17 protein-coding genes and 1 pseudogene are annotated in these 18240 nt (G+C 74.5%); 7 read left to right on the forward strand and 11 right to left on the reverse strand.

The genetic code is table 11. The annotated features are described in order from the left end of the window. Positions 1-56: 56 nt before the first annotated feature. The 3 genes from WA762_RS32420 to WA762_RS32430 form a co-directional block, all read right to left on the reverse strand. Positions 57-314 carry a DUF7848 domain-containing protein gene (locus WA762_RS32420; RefSeq protein WP_335940858.1) on the reverse strand — a complete coding sequence of 86 codons (258 nt, stop codon included), beginning with the start codon at positions 312-314 and terminating at the stop codon, positions 57-59. After that, the gene (locus tag WA762_RS32425; protein WP_335940859.1) at positions 311-526 is read right to left on the reverse strand and encodes a hypothetical protein; all 216 of its coding nucleotides are present in this window, start codon (positions 524-526) and stop codon (positions 311-313) included. Before WA762_RS32425 ends, WA762_RS32420 begins: the two co-directional genes overlap by 4 nt. Positions 527-733: 207 nt before the next feature. Continuing rightward, a complete protein-coding gene (locus WA762_RS32430; protein WP_335940861.1) occupies positions 734-1921 on the reverse strand; it encodes a helix-turn-helix domain-containing protein in 1188 nt (395 codons plus the stop codon). 146 nt (positions 1922-2067) lie between these two features. Here WA762_RS32430 and WA762_RS32435 point away from each other — a divergent pair. Beyond that, positions 2068-2595: pseudogene (locus WA762_RS32435) on the forward strand (flavoprotein); the annotation flags it as partial. A gap of 290 nt (positions 2596-2885) precedes the next feature. Here the strand turns inward: WA762_RS32435 and WA762_RS32440 are convergent. Beyond that, positions 2886-3233, reverse strand: coding sequence for a chorismate mutase (locus WA762_RS32440; RefSeq protein WP_335940862.1), 348 nt, complete (start codon positions 3231-3233; stop codon positions 2886-2888). Positions 3234-3327: 94 nt separating this feature from the next. Next, the gene (locus WA762_RS32445) at positions 3328-4221 is read right to left on the reverse strand and encodes a helix-turn-helix domain-containing protein (RefSeq protein ID WP_335940864.1); all 894 of its coding nucleotides are present in this window, start codon (positions 4219-4221) and stop codon (positions 3328-3330) included. A gap of 244 nt (positions 4222-4465) precedes the next feature. Here WA762_RS32445 and WA762_RS32450 point away from each other — a divergent pair, with 244 nt between their 5' ends. Then, entirely contained in the window at positions 4466-6292 is a 1827-nt protein-coding gene (locus WA762_RS32450) for a glycoside hydrolase family 35 protein (RefSeq protein ID WP_335940865.1), read from the forward strand. A gap of 212 nt (positions 6293-6504) precedes the next feature. Here the strand turns inward: WA762_RS32450 and WA762_RS32455 are convergent, their stop codons facing one another. Next, positions 6505-7281, reverse strand: coding sequence for a S1 family peptidase (locus WA762_RS32455; RefSeq protein WP_335940867.1), 777 nt, complete (start codon positions 7279-7281; stop codon positions 6505-6507). A 398-nt stretch (positions 7282-7679) separates the two neighbouring features. Between WA762_RS32455 and WA762_RS32460 the strand changes: the two genes are divergently transcribed. Further along, complete coding sequence (locus WA762_RS32460) at positions 7680-8621, forward strand: hypothetical protein (protein WP_335940902.1); 942 nt, start codon at positions 7680-7682, stop codon at positions 8619-8621. Positions 8622-8784: 163 nt separating this feature from the next. Here WA762_RS32460 and WA762_RS32465 read toward each other — a convergent pair whose 3' ends face one another. Continuing rightward, positions 8785-9756, reverse strand: a complete 972-nt coding sequence (locus WA762_RS32465; protein WP_335940869.1) for an SDR family oxidoreductase — start codon at positions 9754-9756, stop codon at positions 8785-8787. An 86-nt stretch (positions 9757-9842) separates the two neighbouring features. On the opposite strand from WA762_RS32465, the gene WA762_RS32470 reads away from it, so the two are divergent. The 4 genes from WA762_RS32470 to WA762_RS32485 all read left to right on the forward strand — a co-directional run bounded on the left by WA762_RS32470 (position 9843) and on the right by WA762_RS32485 (position 13613). Beyond that, positions 9843-10592, forward strand: coding sequence for an enoyl-CoA hydratase family protein (locus WA762_RS32470; protein ID WP_335940871.1), 750 nt, complete (start codon positions 9843-9845; stop codon positions 10590-10592). Positions 10593-10756: 164 nt separating this feature from the next. Then, a complete protein-coding gene (locus WA762_RS32475) occupies positions 10757-11611 on the forward strand; it encodes a CoA transferase subunit A (protein WP_335940904.1) in 855 nt (284 codons plus the stop codon). A gap of 107 nt (positions 11612-11718) precedes the next feature. Then, positions 11719-12426 carry a CoA-transferase subunit beta gene (locus tag WA762_RS32480; protein WP_335940906.1) on the forward strand — a complete coding sequence of 236 codons (708 nt, stop codon included), beginning with the start codon at positions 11719-11721 and terminating at the stop codon, positions 12424-12426. Then, positions 12426-13613, forward strand: coding sequence for an NAD(P)H-dependent flavin oxidoreductase (locus tag WA762_RS32485; RefSeq protein WP_335940873.1), 1188 nt, complete (start codon positions 12426-12428; stop codon positions 13611-13613). Before WA762_RS32480 ends, WA762_RS32485 begins: the two co-directional genes overlap by 1 nt. Before the next feature lie 183 nt (positions 13614-13796). On the opposite strand, the gene WA762_RS32490 is transcribed toward WA762_RS32485, so the two are convergent. The 4 genes from WA762_RS32490 to WA762_RS32505 all read right to left on the reverse strand — a co-directional run bounded on the left by WA762_RS32490 (position 13797) and on the right by WA762_RS32505 (position 18168). Then, a complete protein-coding gene (locus WA762_RS32490) occupies positions 13797-15542 on the reverse strand; it encodes a DEAD/DEAH box helicase (RefSeq protein WP_335940875.1) in 1746 nt (581 codons plus the stop codon). 186 nt (positions 15543-15728) lie between these two features. Further along, the gene (locus tag WA762_RS32495; protein ID WP_335940877.1) at positions 15729-15932 is read right to left on the reverse strand and encodes a cold-shock protein; all 204 of its coding nucleotides are present in this window, start codon (positions 15930-15932) and stop codon (positions 15729-15731) included. A 403-nt stretch (positions 15933-16335) separates the two neighbouring features. Further along, entirely contained in the window at positions 16336-17493 is a 1158-nt protein-coding gene (locus WA762_RS32500) for an acetyl-CoA C-acetyltransferase (RefSeq protein ID WP_335940879.1), read from the reverse strand. Between the two features lie 42 nt (positions 17494-17535). Further along, the gene (locus WA762_RS32505; protein ID WP_335940881.1) at positions 17536-18168 is read right to left on the reverse strand and encodes a TetR/AcrR family transcriptional regulator; all 633 of its coding nucleotides are present in this window, start codon (positions 18166-18168) and stop codon (positions 17536-17538) included. Positions 18169-18240: the final 72 nt, after the last annotated feature.

The following is an 18240-nucleotide window of genomic DNA, read 5'->3' on the forward strand; positions in this document are numbered from 1 at the left end:
CGAAGCGGACGGCAACGTCCCCGTAGGGGTGGGGGGTCGCGGCCGGACCGGCCCGGTCATGCCCCGTCCTGCTGGTCCGGTGGGCTTCCGGGGGCGGGGGCGACGCGGAGGAGCGCGGTGACGGTCTCGCGGAATCCTCGGTGTCCGCTGCGGGCGGCGTGGCGCAGGGCCCAGGAGTCCGGGCCGAGTTGTGAGGTGCAGGCTTCGGAGCGTTCCCGGCAGGTGGTGCATTCCAGGTGCCGGACGGGTGGGGGCGCGTCCTCGCCGCGGTCCGCGCCGATGATCCATTCCGCGTACCGGGGCATCGTGTTCATCCGGCCCGTTCCTCGTCGGGTGCGGTGGCGGTCCGTCGGTCGTCGTAGAGGGGGGCGTGGCCGGGGCAGGCGTACACCTTGGTTCCGACGCCGGACGCGGCGTACACCTCGTCGACCTTGATGGGGTGGGTGGTCACTTTTCCGTCGTGGCAGCAGCGTTCCGGCTGTGCCGGGACGGGGAGGCTCTCCGTGGTCTCCGTGGTCTCGGTCATGATGGCCCTCGTTCGCCGTGGTCGGGTGGTGAGGAACCAGGGTCCCGGACGGGGGCGGGCACAACGCTCACACATCCGTGAGCGCGGCCGGTGCGCGCCGGGCCGCCGGGGGCGGGTCACCGCGGCCGGAGCTCGCCGGGCCGGTCCCCGGGACCGGGTCGCCGGTCCGGGCCGCCGGGGCCGGGCGCGCCGGCGGGGCCGGAGGGGTCACAGGCCGATCCAGGCGGCCAGGTGTCCCAGGGTCTCGGGGGTGCGGCGCGAGGTGTGCACCAGGCCCTTGACGGTCTCCCTGGCGCCGGGGTGGTAGCGGGTCTGCTCGGGGGCGGCGCGGCGGGCGGCGGCGATGCTCGCGAGGGCGGCCTCGGTCCGGCCGGTCTCCATCTCGCAGCGGGCCCGGTCGATCAGGAAGTGGGCGCGCCGGGAGGTGGCGAGTGCGGGGGGCAGGGTGATGTGGCGGGCCTGGACGAGGGCCTCGTCGTACTCGTGCATCTCGATGGCGGCGGACATGCGGTGCAGGGCCACGTTGGTCGGGCCGAAGGACAGCCAGTGGATCTCGGGGACGTCCCCGACGAGTCCGGCGCAGCGTTCGGCTTCCGCCAGGTGTTCCTCGACGGCGGTGCCGCGGCCGGCGCGGGCGGCGATCACGGAGGCGCCGAGGTGGAGTTGGCCGGTGACGGTGATGGTCTCGGTGGTGGGCTCGATGGCGGCGGTCATGCTGTGGCCGGAGCGGACGAGGCGCTGTCCGATGGCGTACTCGCCCTCCCGGAAGTAGGCGAGTGCGCGCATGTACTGGCGGATCGCGGCCAGGCAGGGGTCGGAGGCGCGCTGGGCGGCCCAGTCCATGCGGTCGAGGGCGACGGAGCTGAGGTCGTAGTAGCCGAGTTTGACGGCGATGTCGTGGGCGGTGCGGTAGGTGGAGGCGAGGGCCTGCCAGAGCCGGGTCGTCGGGGCCCGCCATACCTCGGTGGTGAGCTGGGCGATGGTGCCGGGGAGGCGGCGGGCGGCGTCGCGCAGCCGGGTGGCCCGGACGTCGGCGCACAGCCGGTCGGCGGCGGCGTGGAGTGCGCGGGCGGGTACGCGGGGCAGTGTCTCGTCGGCGCCGAGGTCGTAGACGTCGAGTGCCTCGCGGATGGGGCGGACGAGGGCGGCGAGGCGGCCGCGTTGTGGTTCGGTGGTGTGGGGCGGCTGTCCGGTGAGGGTCGTGACGTCGACGCGCAGTGCGCGGGCGACCGCCGCGACGAAGTCGGCGCCGGCCGGCTTCGCTCCGCATTCGACCTGGTTGAGCAGGCTGTAGGAGTACGGGATCCGGTCGGCCAGCTGCCGCTGTGTCAGGTGGGCCAGCCGTCGTTGCTCCCTGATGCGGACTCCTACGGCATCGTCATGCGGGCTGCACATACTGGCCTCCGTTCCTCGCTCGTGGGGTTATCGAGGACGGTATACGCGGGAGATCGTTCCGCAGATGGCTATCGCCCCGAATCCACCCGTATCGGGGGAGGTTGGGCGGTTGCGTACGGCCCGGTCCTCGGTGTGGGATGGCGCCCATGACCGCCAGAACGCTGTACTTTTTCGGTTCCGCCGCTCCCCCGGTCCTCGATGTCTCCCGTGTGATCGGCATGTTGCGGAACCGGGGGTGGGATGTGTGCCTCGGGTTGACGCCGACCGCGGCGCGGTGGCTGCGGGAGGAGTTACCGGAGTTGGAGCAGGCGACCGGGCATCCGGTGCGTTCGGAGTACAAGCGGCCGGGCGAGCCCGACGTCTGGCCCAGGGCCGACGCGATCCTGTTGGCGCCGGCCTCGTTCAACACACTCAACCACTGGGCGCTGGGCCTGACTTCGTCGTTCGTGGTGGGGGTCGTCGCGGAGGGGATCGGCAAGGGGATCCCGACGGTGACCATGCCGTGCGTCAACACGGCCTTCGTGGCGCATCCGCAGTTCCTACGGTCGGTGGGGACGTTGCGTTCCGCCGGGGTGGACGTGCTGTTCGGGAACGGTGGTTTCGTGCCGAACCGGCCGGGCGAGCGGCGGCCGGGCGGATACCCGTGGGAGCTCGCGGTGGACGCGGTGGACGCGCTGGGCCCGGCCGGTGCGCCGGGCACGGCGGCTGTGCCGGGCGCGGCGGGTGCGGCGGGTGCGGCAGGTATGGGTACGGCGGGCGCGGCGGGTGTGCCGGGCGCCGTGGATGTCGCGGAGGTGCCGGGTGGGGCAGGCGCGGCGGGCGGGGTGGGGCCTCGTCGTCCTTGACGGGTCCGGCCCGGGTGCGGGGGACGTCCGGGGTTCGGGCGTCCGGGGTGTACGGGAGTGTTCGGCGGTGCTCGGGGGTGTCCAGGGGGGTACGGGGGCCGGCGGCCGGCGGCCGCGGGTCAGGCGTTCTGGCCGGTCGGCGGCTGCTCGGGGCCGGTCGCCGACTCCTCCGCGATCCGTTCGTGGTGGCGGATGACCTCCGCGACGATGAAGTTCAGCAGCTTCTCCGCGAAGGCCGGGTCGAGGTGGGCGCTCTCCGCCAGTTGCCTCAGCCGGGCGATCTGCCGGCTCTCGCGGGCCGGGTCGGCCGGGGGCAGGTGGTGGGCGGCCTTGAGGTGGCCGACCTGCTGGGTGCACTTGAAGCGTTCGGCGAGCATGTGGACGACGGCGGCGTCGATGTTGTCGATGCTCTCGCGCAGCCGGTTCAGTTCCGCGCTCACGGACGCGTCGATGTCCTTGGTGGTCATGGGCAGCGAGCTTAGCCGGACGGGCGTGGGCGGTACGGCGTCGCGGTGCCCGGACGCCCGGACCGTCCCGGGGCCGTCCCACGTGCCGGACGGGTCACAGGGCCGGGCCGAGCGGGGGGATGGTCGGCGGGTGGGCCGGGTCGGGCACCTGGTCGCTCCAGCCGCCCGGCACGTTGCGGCCCTGCTGTTCGCGGAACCGGACCGGGGCGGTGCCGACCCGGCGGGCGAAGAGCCGGGAGAAGTACGCCGGGTCGTCGTAGCCCACGCGCCGGGCGACGGCGGCGACCGGCAGGTCCGTGGCGACGAGGAGTTCCTTGGCGCGGCCGAGCCGGATGCCGAGGAGGTAGTCCTTGGGGCTGCAGCCCGCGCCGCGCCGTACCGCCGTGCGGAGTTCGGCGGGCGTCATGCCGTGCCGGGCCGCGTGCTCGGCGACGGACAGCGGCTGGAAGGCGTCGCGGGCGAGGGCCTGGAGGACGGGGTCGCCGTCGGGGCCGACGTCCGCGCGGGCCCGGCGCAGGGCGACGAGGAGCTCGTGGACGGCGGCGCCGGTCTCCACCTCCAGCAGCGGGTTGCCGAGGCGTGCGGCCCGGACCATCCGGCCCACGGCGGCGCGAGGGCCGGCCGTGTCGGCGAGCGGGACGAGCGGGCGGGCCGGTTCGATGTAGCCGAGCTCGGTGTAGGTGGCGGTGGCGGGGCCGGTGAAGTCGACGAAGCTCTCGTCCCAGCCGGTGCCGGGGTCGGCGCCGTAGTGGTGCGGGGTGCCGGGGGTCAGCCAGATCAGGCTGGGGGCGACGACGGGTATGCGGCGGCCGTCGGGGGCGCCGAACCAGCCGCTGCCGGAGTTGATCACGACGGCCACGTGGTGGTCGAGGGTGCGGGGGCCGACGGTCGGCAGGGCGCCGTGCTGGAGCCCCACGCCCAGGCAGACGAGCCCCAGCCGGTGGTGGAGCGGGCTGGGGGTGAAGAAACGCATCCAGGTGTGGTACATCGGCCTTCCTTTCCTTCCCCCCTGCGGGCCGCCGCGTCGTCCCCGGCGGGACGGCCCTCGGTCGCGCCGGTCGGACGCTTCCGAACAATTGTGTCCAAGACAGCAGTGATCTTTGTCCATGGACCGGGTGCGTGCCAGGGGGCGAGGCTGGGGGTACGACATTCCTCCCGGGTTCGCCCGCTTCCCGGTGCGACGGGGAGCGTGCCGCGCCGGGAGCCGCACGCACAGGAGAGTTACGAGCGCCATGGCTGACTTCACCGTGGGGGACGACTGCTTCCGGCTCGACGGGAAGCCCGTGCGGCTGCTGTCGGGCGCCCTGCACTATTTCCGGGTCCATGAGGCGCAGTGGGACCACCGGCTGGCGATGCTGCGCGCCATGGGGCTGAACTGCGTCGAGACGTACGTTCCGTGGAATCTGCACGAGCCCCGGCCGGGCCGGCTGCGGGACGTGGGGGCGCTGGGCCGGTTCCTGGACGCGGCGCGGCGGGCCGGGCTGTGGGCGATCGTCCGCCCGGGCCCGTACATCTGCGCGGAGTGGGAGAACGGGGGGCTGCCGGTCTGGGTGACCGGTCGGTTCGGGCGGCGGGCGCGGACCCGTGACGAGGAGTACCTGGCCGCCGTGGAGCGGTGGTTCTCGGCGCTGCTGCCGCAGGTGGTGGAGCGGCAGATCGGCCGCGGCGGCCCGGTGATCATGGTGCAGGCGGAGAACGAGTACGGGAGCTACGGCACGGACCAGGTGTATCTGCGGCGGGTGGCCGGGATGCTGCGGGACCACGGGGTGACGGTGCCGCTGTTCACGTCGGACGGGCCGGAGGACCACATGCTGACCGGCGGTTCGGTGCCGGGGCTGCTCGCGACGGCGAACTTCGGGTCGGGGGCGCGGGAGGCGTTCGAGGTGCTGCGCCGGCATCAGCCGAGGGGGCCGCTGATGTGCATGGAGTTCTGGTGCGGGTGGTTCGACCACTGGGGCGCCGAGGCGGTGGTGCGCGATCCTGCGGAGTCGGCCGGGGCGCTGCGGGAGATCCTGGAGTGCGGGGCGTCGGTGAACGTCTACATGGCGCACGGGGGGACGAACTTCGCCGGGTGGGCGGGGGCGAACCGGTCGGGTCCGTACCAGGACCGGGACTTCCTGCCGACGGTGACGTCGTACGACTACGACGCGCCGGTCGACGAGTACGGGCGTGCCACGGAGAAGTTCTGGCGGTTCCGGGAGGTGCTCGCGGAGTACGCGGACGGGCCGCTTCCGGAGCTGCCGCCGGAGCCGGTGCCGCTGTCCGTCCCGGTGCGGGCGGAGCTGGCGGACTGGGCGCCGCTCGCCGCCGTGCTGGAGGCGCTGGGCGACGAGGAGGCGGGGCCTTCGGGGGTGCCGCCGACGTTCGAGGAGCTCGGGGTCGACCGGGGTGTGGTGCGGTACCGGGTGGCTGTCCCGGGTCCGCGCCGGCCGTACGACCTGGGGGTCTCGGGGCTGCGGGACCGGGCCGTGGTGTACGTGGACGGGGTCCGGGCGGGCGTGCTGAGCGAGGAGGACGGCGCCCTGGACGAGCCGGTGGCCGGGCCCGCCGAGGTCGAGCTGTGGGTGGAGTCGCTGGGCCGGGTGAACTACGGGCCGCGGCTGGGCGAGTCCAAGGGGATCACGGGCGGGGTGCTGCACGAGCGGCAGTATCTGCACGGGGTGCGGGCGCGGGCGCTGCGGCTGGAGGCGTTCGAGGAGCCGGACGCGACGGCCGGGGTGGCGTTCCGGAGCGCGGCGGACGCCGGGGAGGCCGGGGAGGCGGGTCGTACCGGCCTGTTCCGGGGGACGTTCGAGGTCGCGGACGCGGCGGGGGCCGGGCACGCGGGGCTCGAACTGCCGGGCTGGACGCGGGGGTTCGTCTGGGTGAACGGGTTCTGCCTGGGGCGGTACTGGTCGGTGGGCGCGCAGCGGACGCTGTATGTGCCGGGGCCGGTGCTGCGGGAGGGCGCCAACGAGGTGTGGGTGCTGGAGCTGGAGGACGCGGGCGCGCCGTATGTGGAACTGGGCCCGGGGCTGCCCGTGCGGGCGACGGGCGGGGCCGGGACCGACCGGGCGTGAGCCGGGGTGCGCGGCCCGGGGCGTGAACCCCGGGCCGCGCGTTTCCCGGGGCCCGAGGTTCGGGCCTCGGGCCCCGGGTTTCGGGCTTTCCGTGTCGGGCCCCGGGTTCCGTAACCCGAGCTTCGCACTTCACACTTCGGGCTCCGGGTCCGAGCTTCGGGTTCCGAGCTTCGTTCCGGGCTTCGGGTTCCGAGCTTCGTTCCGGTCCCGAGTCAGAGCGTGGCGGCCGCCGAGGCGATGTTGGCCGCGAAGGTCGATACCTCGCTGTACACGCCGGGGTAGCCGGGCCTGGCGCAGCCCTGGCCCCAGCTGACGATGCCGACCTGGATCCAGGCCCCGGAGTCGTCCTTGCGGAACATGGGGCCGCCGGAGTCGCCCTGGCAGGTGTCCACGCCGCCGGTGTCGATCAGGCCGGCGCAGATCTCGTCGCCCGGGACGAGGTCGCCGCCGTACGCGGCCTGGCACTCGGCGTCGGAGACGAACGGCACGGTGGCCTTGAGCAGGTAGCGCTGCTGGGCCCCGCCCTCGGTCGCGGCGCCCCAGCCGGCGATGGTGAAGGTGCCGTTGTTGTACGCGGTGGTGGTGGCGATCTTGAGGGTGGGCAGGTCGATCGGCTTGGCCAGCTTGATCAGTGCCCAGTCCTTGCCCATGCCGTTGTAGCCGGGGGCCTGGAGGACCTTGGTGGACTTGACCTTGACGGCGCTGGAGGACTGGAGGTCGACGACGCCCGCGGTGGCGGTGATGGAGGTGTTGTTGCCCGAGCCGTCGACGCAGTGCGCGGCGGTGAGCACGATGTCCTTGGCGTAGAGGGCGCCGCCGCAGCCCATCGACAGCCGGACGATGAACGGGAACTCGCCCTGGGCGGCGCGGGTTCCGCCGACGACGGGCGCGGGAGCCGCGAAGGCTCCGGCGGGCTGGAGGCTGACGGCCGCGAGGATCGCGGCGGCCATGACGGCACATCTCTTCGCGGCGCGCAGAAGCTGCTTCAAGGCACTGCCTTCTTTCGTGGGGGGTTGGGGTGGGGGGTTGTGGGGTGAGGGTCGGTGAAAGGGGCGGCGAGGACCGGTGGGCGGTCCTCGTGGGGGGTCTGGTGGGGACCGCCCGGGTTCTCGCGGGGTGCACCCGTCCCCGTCCGGAGACCTGCCGTGGATGGAACCCACCCGATGGTCATGCTCCCGACAAAGACATGGTTGGGATTATCGGGAAGCGATCACGACCTCCACAAGGTTTCGTTTTCGGCCAAGATCAGCGACGGACTCACGGCTACAGTGGAGGCCGGTCGGACGTCGCGGACGGGGGTGGGCACGTGGCGCACGGCGGCCGTGAGGGCACCGGCGGACCCGGCCGGGGCGGCGACGACGGCGGAGGTGGCGGCCCGGTCGCCCGTATGCGGGGCGACGGCGATCCGGTCGCCCATGTCCGGGGCGGGGGCGGTCCCGTCGTCCATGGCTTCCCGCATCTCGACACCGTCCGGTCCGCGATCACGGCGCTGTACCGGAGGATGTCGTACGACGGGGTCAGCAGGTACGCCATGAGCCTCGCCCCGGCCGAGGTCGCCTTCTCAGACGACGACGATCTGCACCTCGGCGCCCAGCGGGTGGCCCGGGCCGTGGTCCGGCATCTGCGGCTGCCGGACGCCCGGATGGTCGTCTCCTTCCGTCCGATGGAACACGCCGCCGCCGTCGAACTCACCGCGGGCCCCGAGTACTTCATCGAGCTCAACGACCGCTTCCGCACCCATCGCAGGGACGTCGGCGCCGCGCTCGCGCACGAGATCACGCATGTGCTGCTGCACCGTCTCGGCCTGGAGTTCCCCGGCACCCGGGACAACGAGATCCTCACCGACACCGTGACGACCTATCTGGGCGCCGGCTGGCTGCTGCTGGACGCCTTCCGGGAGGACGCCGTGTCCCGGCAGAAGCTGGGCTATCTCACCCCGGAGGAGTTCGGGTACGTCCTCGCCCAGCGGGCGTCCGTCTTCGGCGAGGACCCCTCCCCGTGGTTCACCAGCCCCCAGGCGTACACGGCTTACACGAAGGGCCGGGCGCGAGCCGGGCGCGACGCCCGGCGGCCGCCCCTCGCCGCCGCCGGCTGGGCGGCCCGGCACCGCTACGCCGCGGACCGGCGGGCCGCCCGGGCGCTGCCCGGCACGTCCGCCGCCCCGGGCGGCCCGGACCCCGTCGCCCCGTACGCCTTCGAGAACGGCCCGCAGGGGCTGCGGGTCTCCTTCGCCTGCCCCGTCTGCCACCAGCGCGTACGGGTCCCGGTGCGCGGCCCGATGCGGGCCCGGTGCGGGCTGTGCCGGACGGTTCTGGACTGCGACACCTGAGATCCGGGCGGCCGAAGGCACGGCGGCCGCGGCGCGGGCCCCGGCCGAAGGCACGGGCATGGCGGCGGCCGGGCCGGCGGCACGACGGCCGGGCCGGCGGCACGACGGCCGGGAGGGCCGGGCGGCCGGGAGGGGCGGCGGGGAGCAGGGCCGTCGCCGCCCGTCATTCCGCGCCGTACACCGGGCGTCCCGGCTCCGCCCGGGCGAGCAGTGCGCGGGCCGTCTCGCCCGCCTCGGCCGGTGACCACCGGGCGCCCCGGTCCGCGGTGGGGCCGGGCCGCCAGCCCTCCATGACCGTGATGCGCCCGCCCTCGGCCTCGAAGACCCGCCCGGTCACCCCCTCGCTCGCGGCCGAGCCCAGCCACACCACCAGCGGGGACACGTTCTCCGGGGCCATCGCGTCGAACCTCCCCTCCCCCGGCGCCGCCATCGTCTCGGCGAACGTCCGCTCGGTCATCCGGGTCCGGGCCGCCGGGGCGATGGCGTTGACCTGGACCCCGTACCGTCCCAGCTCGGCGGCGGCGACCAGGGTCAGGCCGAGGACGCCCGCCTTCGCGGCCGAGTAGTTGCCCTGCCCCACGCTGCCCAGCAGCCCCGCGCCCGAACTGGTGTTGATCACCCGGGCGACCGGAGCGCGGCCCGCCTTCGCCTCCGTGCGCCAGTGGGCCGCCGCCCGGCGGAGCGGCAGGAAGTGGCCCTTGAGGTGGACCCGCATCACCGCGTCCCACTCGTCCTCGGCCAGGTTCACCAGCATCCGGTCGCGCAGGAACCCGGCGTTGTTGACCAGGGTGTCCAGCCGCCCGAAGGTCTCCAGCGCGGTGGCGACCAGCGACGCGGCCCCCTCCTCGGTGGCGATGTCGCCGGTGTGGGCGACGGCCTCGCCGCCCGCCGCCGCGATCTCGTCGGCCACCCGCCGGGCCGGACCGCCCGATCCTCCGGCCCCGTCGGCGGCGACCCCGAGATCGTTGACCACCACTCTCGCGCCTTCGGCGGCGAAGGCCAGTGCATGGGCCCGGCCGAGGCCGCGCCCGGCGCCGGTCACGACCACCACCCGCCCGGCGCACAGCCCGCCGCCGCCCTCCTCGCGCCGCGCCGCACCGCTTCCTTCCCTGCTCGCTTCACCGCTCGCGGTCATCACGCCTCTCCCTGTTGGCGATGCGGGGGCAGACTGCTACCTTCCACACCTAACAAATGTTTGGTGGAAAGGTAGCTGATTCGCTCATGGGTGTCTCCACCACAAGCCCGGCCGAGGGCGTTCGTCTCGTCACGGTCGACCACCCGCCCGTCAACGCGCTGCCCGTGCGGGGCTGGCACGAGCTCGCCGACGCCCTGCGCGCGGCGGGCCGCGATCCCGAGGCCCGCTGTGTCGTGCTGGCCGCCCGGGGGCGCGGGTTCAACGCGGGTGTCGACATCAAGGAGATACAGCGCGACCCCGGGCACGACGCCCTGATCGGCGCCAACCGCGGCTGCTACGAGGCGTTCTCGGCCGTCTACGCGTGCGAGGTCCCGGTCGTCGCCGCGGTGCACGGCTTCTGTCTCGGCGGCGGCATCGGGCTCGTCGGCAACGCGGACGCGATCGTGGCCAGCGACGACGCCGTCTTCGGCCTGCCCGAGCTGGACCGGGGCGCGCTGGGCGCGGCGACCCATCTCGCCCGGCTCGTGCCGCAGCACCTGATGCGCGCGCTGTACTACACCTCGCGCACCGCCACCGCCGCCCAGCTGCACGCCCACGGCTCGGTCTGGGAGGTCGTCCCGCGCGCCCGGCTCCTCGACGCGGCGCTCGGACTGGCGGGCGAGATCGCGGGCAAGGACGGACGGTTGATCCGGCTGGCCAAGGCGGCCATCAACGGCATCGACCCGGTGGACGTCCACCGCAGCTACCGCTTCGAGCAGGGGTTCACCTTCGAGGCCGGTCTCAGCGGGGTCGCCGACCGGGTCCGTGACACCTTCGGCAGGGAGGAACGACCGTGACCGACACCGACACCGCGACCTCGGCCGGAAGCGGGGGGCCGGACGGAACCGGGGCCGGGGCCCCGACCGGTTCCGTCGCCCCGCCGCCCGCGGCCGACGCCCCGCCCGGCAGCCCGCCCGGCTCCGGCGCCCCGGCCGGGGCGGACGCGAGGACCGACAAGACCATGACCGCGCGCGAGGTCGTCTCCCGGCTCTCCAGCGGGATGACGCTGGGCATCGGCGGCTGGGGTTCGCGCCGCAAACCCATGGCGCTGGTGCGGGAGCTGCTGCGCTCCGACGTCACCGATCTGACCGTGGTCGCGTACGGCGGCCCGGACGTCGGTCTGCTCGCCGCCGCCGGGAAGATCCGCAGGCTGGTCACGGCGTTCGTCACGCTCGACTCGATCCCGCTCGAACCGCACTTCAGGGCGGCCCGCCAGCGCGGCGCGTTCGAGCTGACGGAGCTCGACGAGGCCATGCTCATGTGGGGGCTGCACGCCGCCGCGAACCGGCTGCCGTTCCTCCCCGTCCGGGCCGGCATCGGCTCGGACGTGATGCGGGTCAACCCCGGGCTGCGGACGGTGACTTCGCCGTACGCCGACGGCGAGGAGTTCGTCGCCATGCCCGCGCTGCGGATGGACGCGGCGCTGGTCCACATGAACCGCGCCGACCGGTTCGGCAACAGTCAGTACCTGGGCCCCGACCCGTACTTCGACGACCTGTTCTGCGAGGCCGCCGACAGCGCGTACGTCTCCTGCGAACGCCTGGTGGACACCGCGGAGCTGACGGAGAAGGCGGCCCCGCAGACCCTGATCGTCAAACGGCACTACGTCACCGGGGTGGTCGAGACCCCGAACGGCGCGCACTTCACCTCGTGCGCCCCCGACCACCCCCGGGACGAGGCGTTCCAGCGGGCGTACGCCACCGCCGCCGCCGACCCCGCCGCCTGGACCGGGTTCCGCGAGCGCTTCCTGCCCGCGCGCGGCGACGAGAAGGGCTACCAGTCGGCCGTCCGGACCTGGCACGAGGAGCAGAAGTGACCACGGACCGCACCACAGACCACGCCACAGACCACGCCGCGGAGCGCACCGCGGACCGCTCCGCCGCCGTCGCCGCGGGCTCCCCGGCCACCCGGGCCGAGTACTGCGTGATCGCCTGCGCCGACGCCTGGCGCGGGGACGGCGAGGTGCTGGCCAGCCCGATGGGCGCCGTCCCGTCCGTCGGCGCCCGGCTGGCCCGGCTCACCTTCGCCCCCGATCTGCTGCTGACCGACGGCGAGGCGCTGATCATCGGCCCGGACGGGGTGACGGAGGGCTGGCTGCCGTACCGTCAGCACCTCGCCATGGTCACCGGCGGCAGGCGTCATGTGATGATGGGCGCGAGCCAGCTCGACCGGTTCGGCAACCAGAACATCTCCTGCATCGGCGACTGGCGCCGCCCCGACCGGCAGCTGCTCGGAGTGCGCGGCGCTCCCGTCAACTCCCTGAACAACCCGGTGAGTTACTGGGTTCCCCGGCATTCCCCCAGGGTCTTCGTGGAGCGCGTCGACATGGTCTGCGGGGTCGGCTACGACAATGCCGCGGCGGCCGGTCCCTCGGCGCTGCGCCACCATCGCGTCCGGCGGGTCGTCACCGATCTCGCGGTGCTCGACTTCGCGACCCCAAACCATTCGATGCGCCTGGTCTCGGTGCATCCCGGCGTCACCGTCGAGCAGGTCCGCGCGGCCACCGGTTTCGACCTCGCCGACGCGGACGGCGAGGTCCCGGTCACCCGGGAGCCGACCGCGGCGGAGCTGTCCCTGATCCGCGAGGTCATCGACCCGGCGGGCGCCCGGAACCGCGAGGTGCGGGGCTGATGCGGACCGCGCTCACCGACCTCGTCGGCGTCCGTCACCCCGTCGTCCAGACCGGCATGGGGTGGGTGGCGGGCCCCCGGCTGGTCTCCGCCACCGCCCGCGCCGGGGCGCTCGGCGTCCTGGCCTCCGCGACGATGACCGCGCGGCAGCTGCGCGCGGCGGTGCGGGAGGTCAAGTCCCGTACGGACGAGCCGTTCGGGGTGAATCTGCGCGCCGACGCCGGGGACGCGCGCGAGCGGGTCCGGATCATCGTCGAGGAGGGCGTGCGGGTGGCGTCCTTCGCGCTGGCCCCGTCGAGGGATCTCATCGCGGAGCTGAAGGACGCGGGCGTGGTGGTGATCCCGTCGGTGGGCGCCAGACGCCATGCGGAGAAGGTCGCGGCGTGGGGCGCGGACGCGGTGGTCGTGCAGGGCGGCGAGGGCGGCGGGCACACCGGCGAGGTGGCGACGACCGTGCTGCTGCCGCAGGTGGTCGACGCGGTGGACATCCCGGTGATCGCGGCGGGCGGTTTCCACGACGGGCGGGGCCTGGTCGCGGCGCTGGCGTACGGGGCGGCGGGCATCGCGATGGGCACCCGGTTCCTGCTGACGTCGGACTCGACGGTGCCGGACGCGGTGAAGGCCCGCTATCTGGCGGCGGGCGTCAAGGACGTCACGGTCACCACGGCCGTGGACGGGCTGCCGCACCGCATGCTGCGCACGGAGATGGTCGCCGCGCTGGAACACGCGGGCCGGGTGCGGGCGCTGGCCCAGGCGGTGCGCCGGGCGGCGGGCTTCCGGCGGATCTCCGGCCTCGGCTGGTCCCAAATGGTGCGGGACGGCCTCGCGATGCGGCACGGCCGGGACCTGTCCTGGAGCCAGATCCTGCTCGCCGCCAACACCCCGATGCTGCTGAAGGCGTCCATGGTGGACGGCCGCACCGACCTGGGGGTGATGGCGTCGGGGCAGGTGGCGGGGGTGATCGAGGACCTGCCCAGCTGCGCGGAGCTGGTGGAACGGGTGATGGCGGAGGCCCACGCGGCCCTGGGCACGGTCACCCGGGCGCTGGACGACCCCGCGCCACCGGTTCCGGCCGCGTCGTCCCCGCCCGCGGCGTCTCTCGCCGTCTCGCCCCCGGCCGCCCCGGCCGCGGCCGTCCCCTTCCCGCCGTCGCCACCACCGTCCGGGGAGGGAACGGCGGCGCGGTGATCGCGACCGGGCCCCAGGACGCCCCGGCCGCGGTCGCCCGCGTCTCCTCCCGGTCCGCCGCCCGCGCGCGCCCTCCCTGCCCCGCGCGGGTGCGGCGGGCGCGGCGTGCGCCCCGGAGCGTGTGCGGCGGGCGGGCGGCGGGCCGTCCCGGGCGATCCGCCCGCGCACGGGGCGGGGGTACGGCTACGCGGCCCGGCCCCCGCGCCCCGTTCGCTCGGCACCGCCGTCCCCGGCGCGGGTCCGGGAGCGTCCGGAGCGGGAACGCCCGGTTCCGGTCGGCCGGGACTGGCCGCCCGTCGCCGTGCCCGTGCCGCCCGATCGGCCGCGGGCGCCGGACTCGCGGGAGGTGGCACCGGCCGCGGCGCCGCCCGGGACCCGGCTCTCGCCGCCCCGGCCGGCGCCGGCGGTGGCCCGCCCCTCGCCTCCGGCGCCCCGGCCGGATCCGCCGCGCCTGCGCCGGCGGCCGCCCGAGCCGGCACCCGCGCCGTCCTGGCCGGACTCGGCGGCCCGGGTGCGCCGCCGCTGCGGGGCGGCCTGCTGCGGGACCTCGATGACGACCGCGACGCCGGAGGGCTCGCGGGCCCCGGTGATCCGGGCGAGCTCCTCGTCGCCGGAGGCGACCCGGGTGGTGCGCGGGGCGATCCCCGCGTCCGCCATCAGACGGGTCATCTCCCGCTTCTCCGCGGGCAGCACCAGGGTGACGACGCTGCCGGACTCGCCCGCCCGGGCGGTGCGCCCGCCGCGGTGCAGATAGTCCTTGTGGTCGGTCGGCGGGTCCACGTTCACGACGAGGTCGAGATCGTCGACGTGGATGCCGCGCGCCGCCACGTTCGTCGCGACGAGTGCGGTGACCTGGCCGTTCTTGAACTGGTCCAGCGTCCGGTTGCGCTGCGGCTGCGAGCGCCCGCCGTGCAGGGCCGCGGCCCGTACCCCGTTCGCGAGGAGCCGCTTGGCGAAGCGGTCGGCGGCGCGCTTGGTGTCCACGAACATGATCACCCGGCCGTCGCGGGCGGCGATCCGGAGGGCGACCGCCTTCTTGTCGGTCTCGTCCGCCACGTGCAGCACATGGTGTTCCATCGTGGTGACCGCGCCCGCCGACGGGTCGACCGAGTGCACCACGGGGTCGGTCAGGAACATCCTGACCAGCCGGTCGATGTTCGCGTCGAGCGTCGCGGAGAACAGCATCCGCTGGCCGTCCGGCTCGACCTGCCGGAGCAGCGCCACGACCTGCGGCATGAAGCCCATGTCGGCCATCTGGTCGGCTTCGTCGAGCACGGTGACGGAGACCCGGTCGAGACGGCAGTCCCCGCGTTCGATGAGGTCCTTCAGCCGCCCGGGGGTGGCGACGAGCACCTCGGCGCCCCGGCGCAGCGCGGCGGCCTGCCGGTTGATCGACATGCCGCCGACGACGGTGGCCAGGCGGAGCCGCAGGGCGGCCGCGTACGGCGTCAGCGCGTCGGTGACCTGCTGGGCGAGCTCGCGGGTGGGGACGAGGACCAGGGCGAGCGGGGCGTGGGGTTCGGCGCGCCGTCCCGCGGTACGGGCCAGCAGGGCGAGGCCGAAGGCGAGGGTCTTGCCGGAGCCGGTGCGGCCGCGGCCGAGGATGTCCCGGCCGGCGAGCGAGTTCGGCAGGGTGGCGCCCTGGATGGGGAAGGGTGCGGTGACGCCCTGCGCCGCGAGCGTCTTCAGCAGCGCCTCCGGCATGTCCAGCTCGGCGAACGCCTCGACGGCGGGCAGTGCGGGGGTGGTGGTCTCGGGCAGGGCGAACTCTCCCTGCGGCGGTGTGGTCCTGCGACGGGACGACGCCTTGCCGGAACTCTTGCCGGGTCCCTTGCCGGAACCCTTGGCGGCCGCCTTCGCCGGGGCCGTGCCGCGCCCCCTCGACGGGCGGTCGGCGGCGGGTCGGTCCTGGCGTTCGGAGCGGGTCATACGGAATTGCCCTCCTGGGGATTCCTGGAATTTCCCAGAACCCCGGGGGAACTGCCGGGACGGCTGGGAACACAGCGTGATGGGACGACGGCCTGCGGGAGCGGGCCCGGGGCCACGGGGACAGCACAAGCCGGGACCCGCACCTTCACGGTGCGGGCCCCGGCTGCGGGTCGCGCGTCCGACGGGTCAGGCCGGAACGATGTTCTCCGCCTGCGGGCCCTTCTGGCCCTGCGTCACGTCGAACGAGACCTTCTGGCCCTCGTGCAGCTCACGGAAGCCGGAGGAGCTGATGTTGGAGTAGTGGGCGAAGACGTCGGCGCCGCCGCCGTCCTGCTCGATGAAGCCGTAGCCCTTTTCCGAGTTGAACCACTTCACGGTTCCGGTGGCCATGTCATTCTCCTCAACAGGTGCAGTGCCGGAGATCCGCACCTCGCGGATTCCGAGTCGCCGCATGGAGCCCCATCCGGAGAAAGCCGGAAAACAATAATGCGCCTGACGAAGCATTCCCGTCAGGCGCACATCATGTTCATGGGTACCAAAACTGCAACGCGTCCACCGTAGCACGTTCCGCCGGACGCACCGGGTGCGCGACACGGGGGCGGCCGGAGTCTCCGGCTCCCGGTCCCGGGGCGCCGGCCCGGCGCGGGCCCGTGTCTCCGGGCCCGCGCTCCGGCGGCCCGGGGCCGGTCCCGGGCCGGTCCCTGGCCGGTCCCAGGCCTGTTCCGGGGCGGTCCCGGGCCTGTTCCGGGGCGGATCGGGGCGGATCGGGGGCGGATCGGGTCGGCCCGGGGGGTCAGAGCCGTTCGATGATCGTCACGTTCGCCTGGCCGCCGCCCTCGCACATCGTCTGGAGCCCGTAGCGGCCCCCGGTGCGCTCCAGCTCGTGCAGCAGCGTCGTCAACAATTTCGCGCCCGTTGCGCCGAGCGGGTGGCCCAGGGCGATCGCCCCGCCGTTGACGTTCACCCGGTCGGGGTCGGCGCCGGTCTCCTTCAGCCAGGCCAGGACGACCGGGGCGAACGCCTCGTTGATCTCGACCAGGTCCATGTCGTCGATGGTCATGCCGGTCCTCGCCAGCGCGCGGGCGGTGGCCGGGATCGGGGCCGACAGCATGCGGATGGGGTCCTCGCCGCGCACCGAGAGGTGGTGGACGCGGGCGCGCGGGGTGAGGCCGTGCTCGGCCACGGCCCGTTCGGAGGCCAGCAGCACGGCGGCGGCCCCGTCGGAGACCTGCGAGGAGCAGGCGGCGGTGATGGTGCCGCCCTCCATGACCGGCTTCAGCGCGGCCATCTTCTCCAGGCCGGTGTCGCGGCGCGGCCCCTCGTCGGTGGTGACGTCGCCCACGGCGACGGTCTCCCGGGCGAAGCGGCCCTCGTCGACGGCGCGGATCGCGCGCCGGTGGGAGCGGAGGGCGAACTCCTCCATGTCGAGCCGGCTGATCCCCCACTTCTCGGCGATCAGCTGGGCGCCGTGGAACTGGTCGACCGGCGCGTCCCCGTACCGGGCGCGCCAGCCCTCGCTGCCGGCGTACGGCCCTTCCGTCAGGCCCAGCGGCGCCGCGGCCCGGCGGGAGGCGAAGGCGATCGGGATCTGGGTCATGCTCTGGACGCCGCCCGCGACGACCAGGTCCTGGGTGCCGGAGAGGACGCCCTGGGCGGCGAAGTGCACGGCCTGCTGGGAGGAGCCGCACTGGCGGTCGACGGTGACGCCGGGGACCTCCTCGGGCAGTCCGGCCGCCAGCCAGCAGGTGCGGGCGATGTCGCCGGCCTGCGGGCCCACGGTGTCGAGGCAGCCGAGGACCACGTCGTCGACGGCCGCCGGGTCGATCCCGGCCCGCTCGACGAGGGCCTTGAGTACGTGGGCGCCGAGGTCGGCGGGGTGGATCCCGCCGAGTCCTCCGCCGCGCCGGCCGACCGGGGTGCGTACCGCTTCGACGATGTATGCCTCGGCCATGACTGCCGCTCCTTCACATGGGCGCACGCGGGGTGCGCGGGTTCACACGGGGTGTCGCCCGGGCCGGGTGTCCAGGGCGATGCCGTCCAGGACCATCGAGAGGTACTGGCGGGCGATCTCGTCGGGGCTGTGCTGTCCGCCGGGCCGGTACCAGGAGGCCGCGACCCAGACGGTGTCGCGGACGAACCGGTAGGTGAGGCGGATGTCGAGGTCGGCGCGGAAGGTCTTGTCGGCGACGCCGCGTTCCAGGGTGCCCAGCCACGCCTGCTCGAACTTGCGCTGGGAGTCGGCGAGGTACTGGAAGCGCGGCTGGGTCGCCAGGTGCCTGGACTCCTTCTGGTAGATGGCGACGGCGGCGCGGTGCCGGTCGATCTCCCGGAAGGACTCGGTCACGAGGGCCTCGATGGTCTCGCGGGGGCCGAGCCCGGCGGCGAGCACCGTGTCGTAGCCCTCCCAGAGCTCGGTGAGGAAGGTCGAGAGGATCTCGTCGATCATCGACTCCTTGGAGTCGAAGTGGTAGTAGAGGCTGCCCGCGAGCATCCCGGCCGCGTCCGCGATCTTGCGGACGGTGGTGGCGTTGTATCCCTGCGCGGCGAACACCTCGGCGGCGGTGTCGAGCAGTTCGCGGCGGCGCGCGGGAGAGGGGGTCACCTGGGGCTTCTTCTTGGTAGGCACCCGCCCATTCTCCGTCCGCCGGGCCCTGCCCCGGGTGTGGCGGGCGCGGCGGCGGCCGCCCCGGGCGTCGCG

This window comes from Streptomyces tyrfis (genome assembly GCF_037034285.1).
Taxonomy (GTDB): domain Bacteria; phylum Actinomycetota; class Actinomycetes; order Streptomycetales; family Streptomycetaceae; genus Streptomyces.

Coding starts and splice junctions, on each gene's coding strand:
- WA762_RS32450 (WP_335940865.1), top strand. CDS start 4,466: ATGGCTGACTTCACCGTGGGGGACGACTGCTTCCGGCTCGACGGGAAG.
- WA762_RS32445 (WP_335940864.1), bottom strand. CDS start 4,221: ATGTACCACACCTGGATGCGTTTCTTCACCCCCAGCCCGCTCCACCAC.
- WA762_RS32470 (WP_335940871.1), top strand. CDS start 9,843: ATGGGTGTCTCCACCACAAGCCCGGCCGAGGGCGTTCGTCTCGTCACG.
- WA762_RS32425 (WP_335940859.1), bottom strand. CDS start 526: ATGACCGAGACCACGGAGACCACGGAGAGCCTCCCCGTCCCGGCACAG.
- WA762_RS32490 (WP_335940875.1), bottom strand. CDS start 15,542: ATGACCCGCTCCGAACGCCAGGACCGACCCGCCGCCGACCGCCCGTCG.
- WA762_RS32430 (WP_335940861.1), bottom strand. CDS start 1,921: ATGTGCAGCCCGCATGACGATGCCGTAGGAGTCCGCATCAGGGAGCAA.
- WA762_RS32440 (WP_335940862.1), bottom strand. CDS start 3,233: ATGACCACCAAGGACATCGACGCGTCCGTGAGCGCGGAACTGAACCGG.
- WA762_RS32495 (WP_335940877.1), bottom strand. CDS start 15,932: ATGGCCACCGGAACCGTGAAGTGGTTCAACTCGGAAAAGGGCTACGGC.
- WA762_RS32485 (WP_335940873.1), top strand. CDS start 12,426: ATGCGGACCGCGCTCACCGACCTCGTCGGCGTCCGTCACCCCGTCGTC.
- WA762_RS32475 (WP_335940904.1), top strand. CDS start 10,757: ATGACCGCGCGCGAGGTCGTCTCCCGGCTCTCCAGCGGGATGACGCTG.
- WA762_RS32420 (WP_335940858.1), bottom strand. CDS start 314: ATGAACACGATGCCCCGGTACGCGGAATGGATCATCGGCGCGGACCGC.
- WA762_RS32500 (WP_335940879.1), bottom strand. CDS start 17,493: ATGGCCGAGGCATACATCGTCGAAGCGGTACGCACCCCGGTCGGCCGG.
- WA762_RS32465 (WP_335940869.1), bottom strand. CDS start 9,756: ATGACCGCGAGCGGTGAAGCGAGCAGGGAAGGAAGCGGTGCGGCGCGG.
- WA762_RS32460 (WP_335940902.1), top strand. CDS start 7,680: ATGCGGGGCGACGGCGATCCGGTCGCCCATGTCCGGGGCGGGGGCGGT.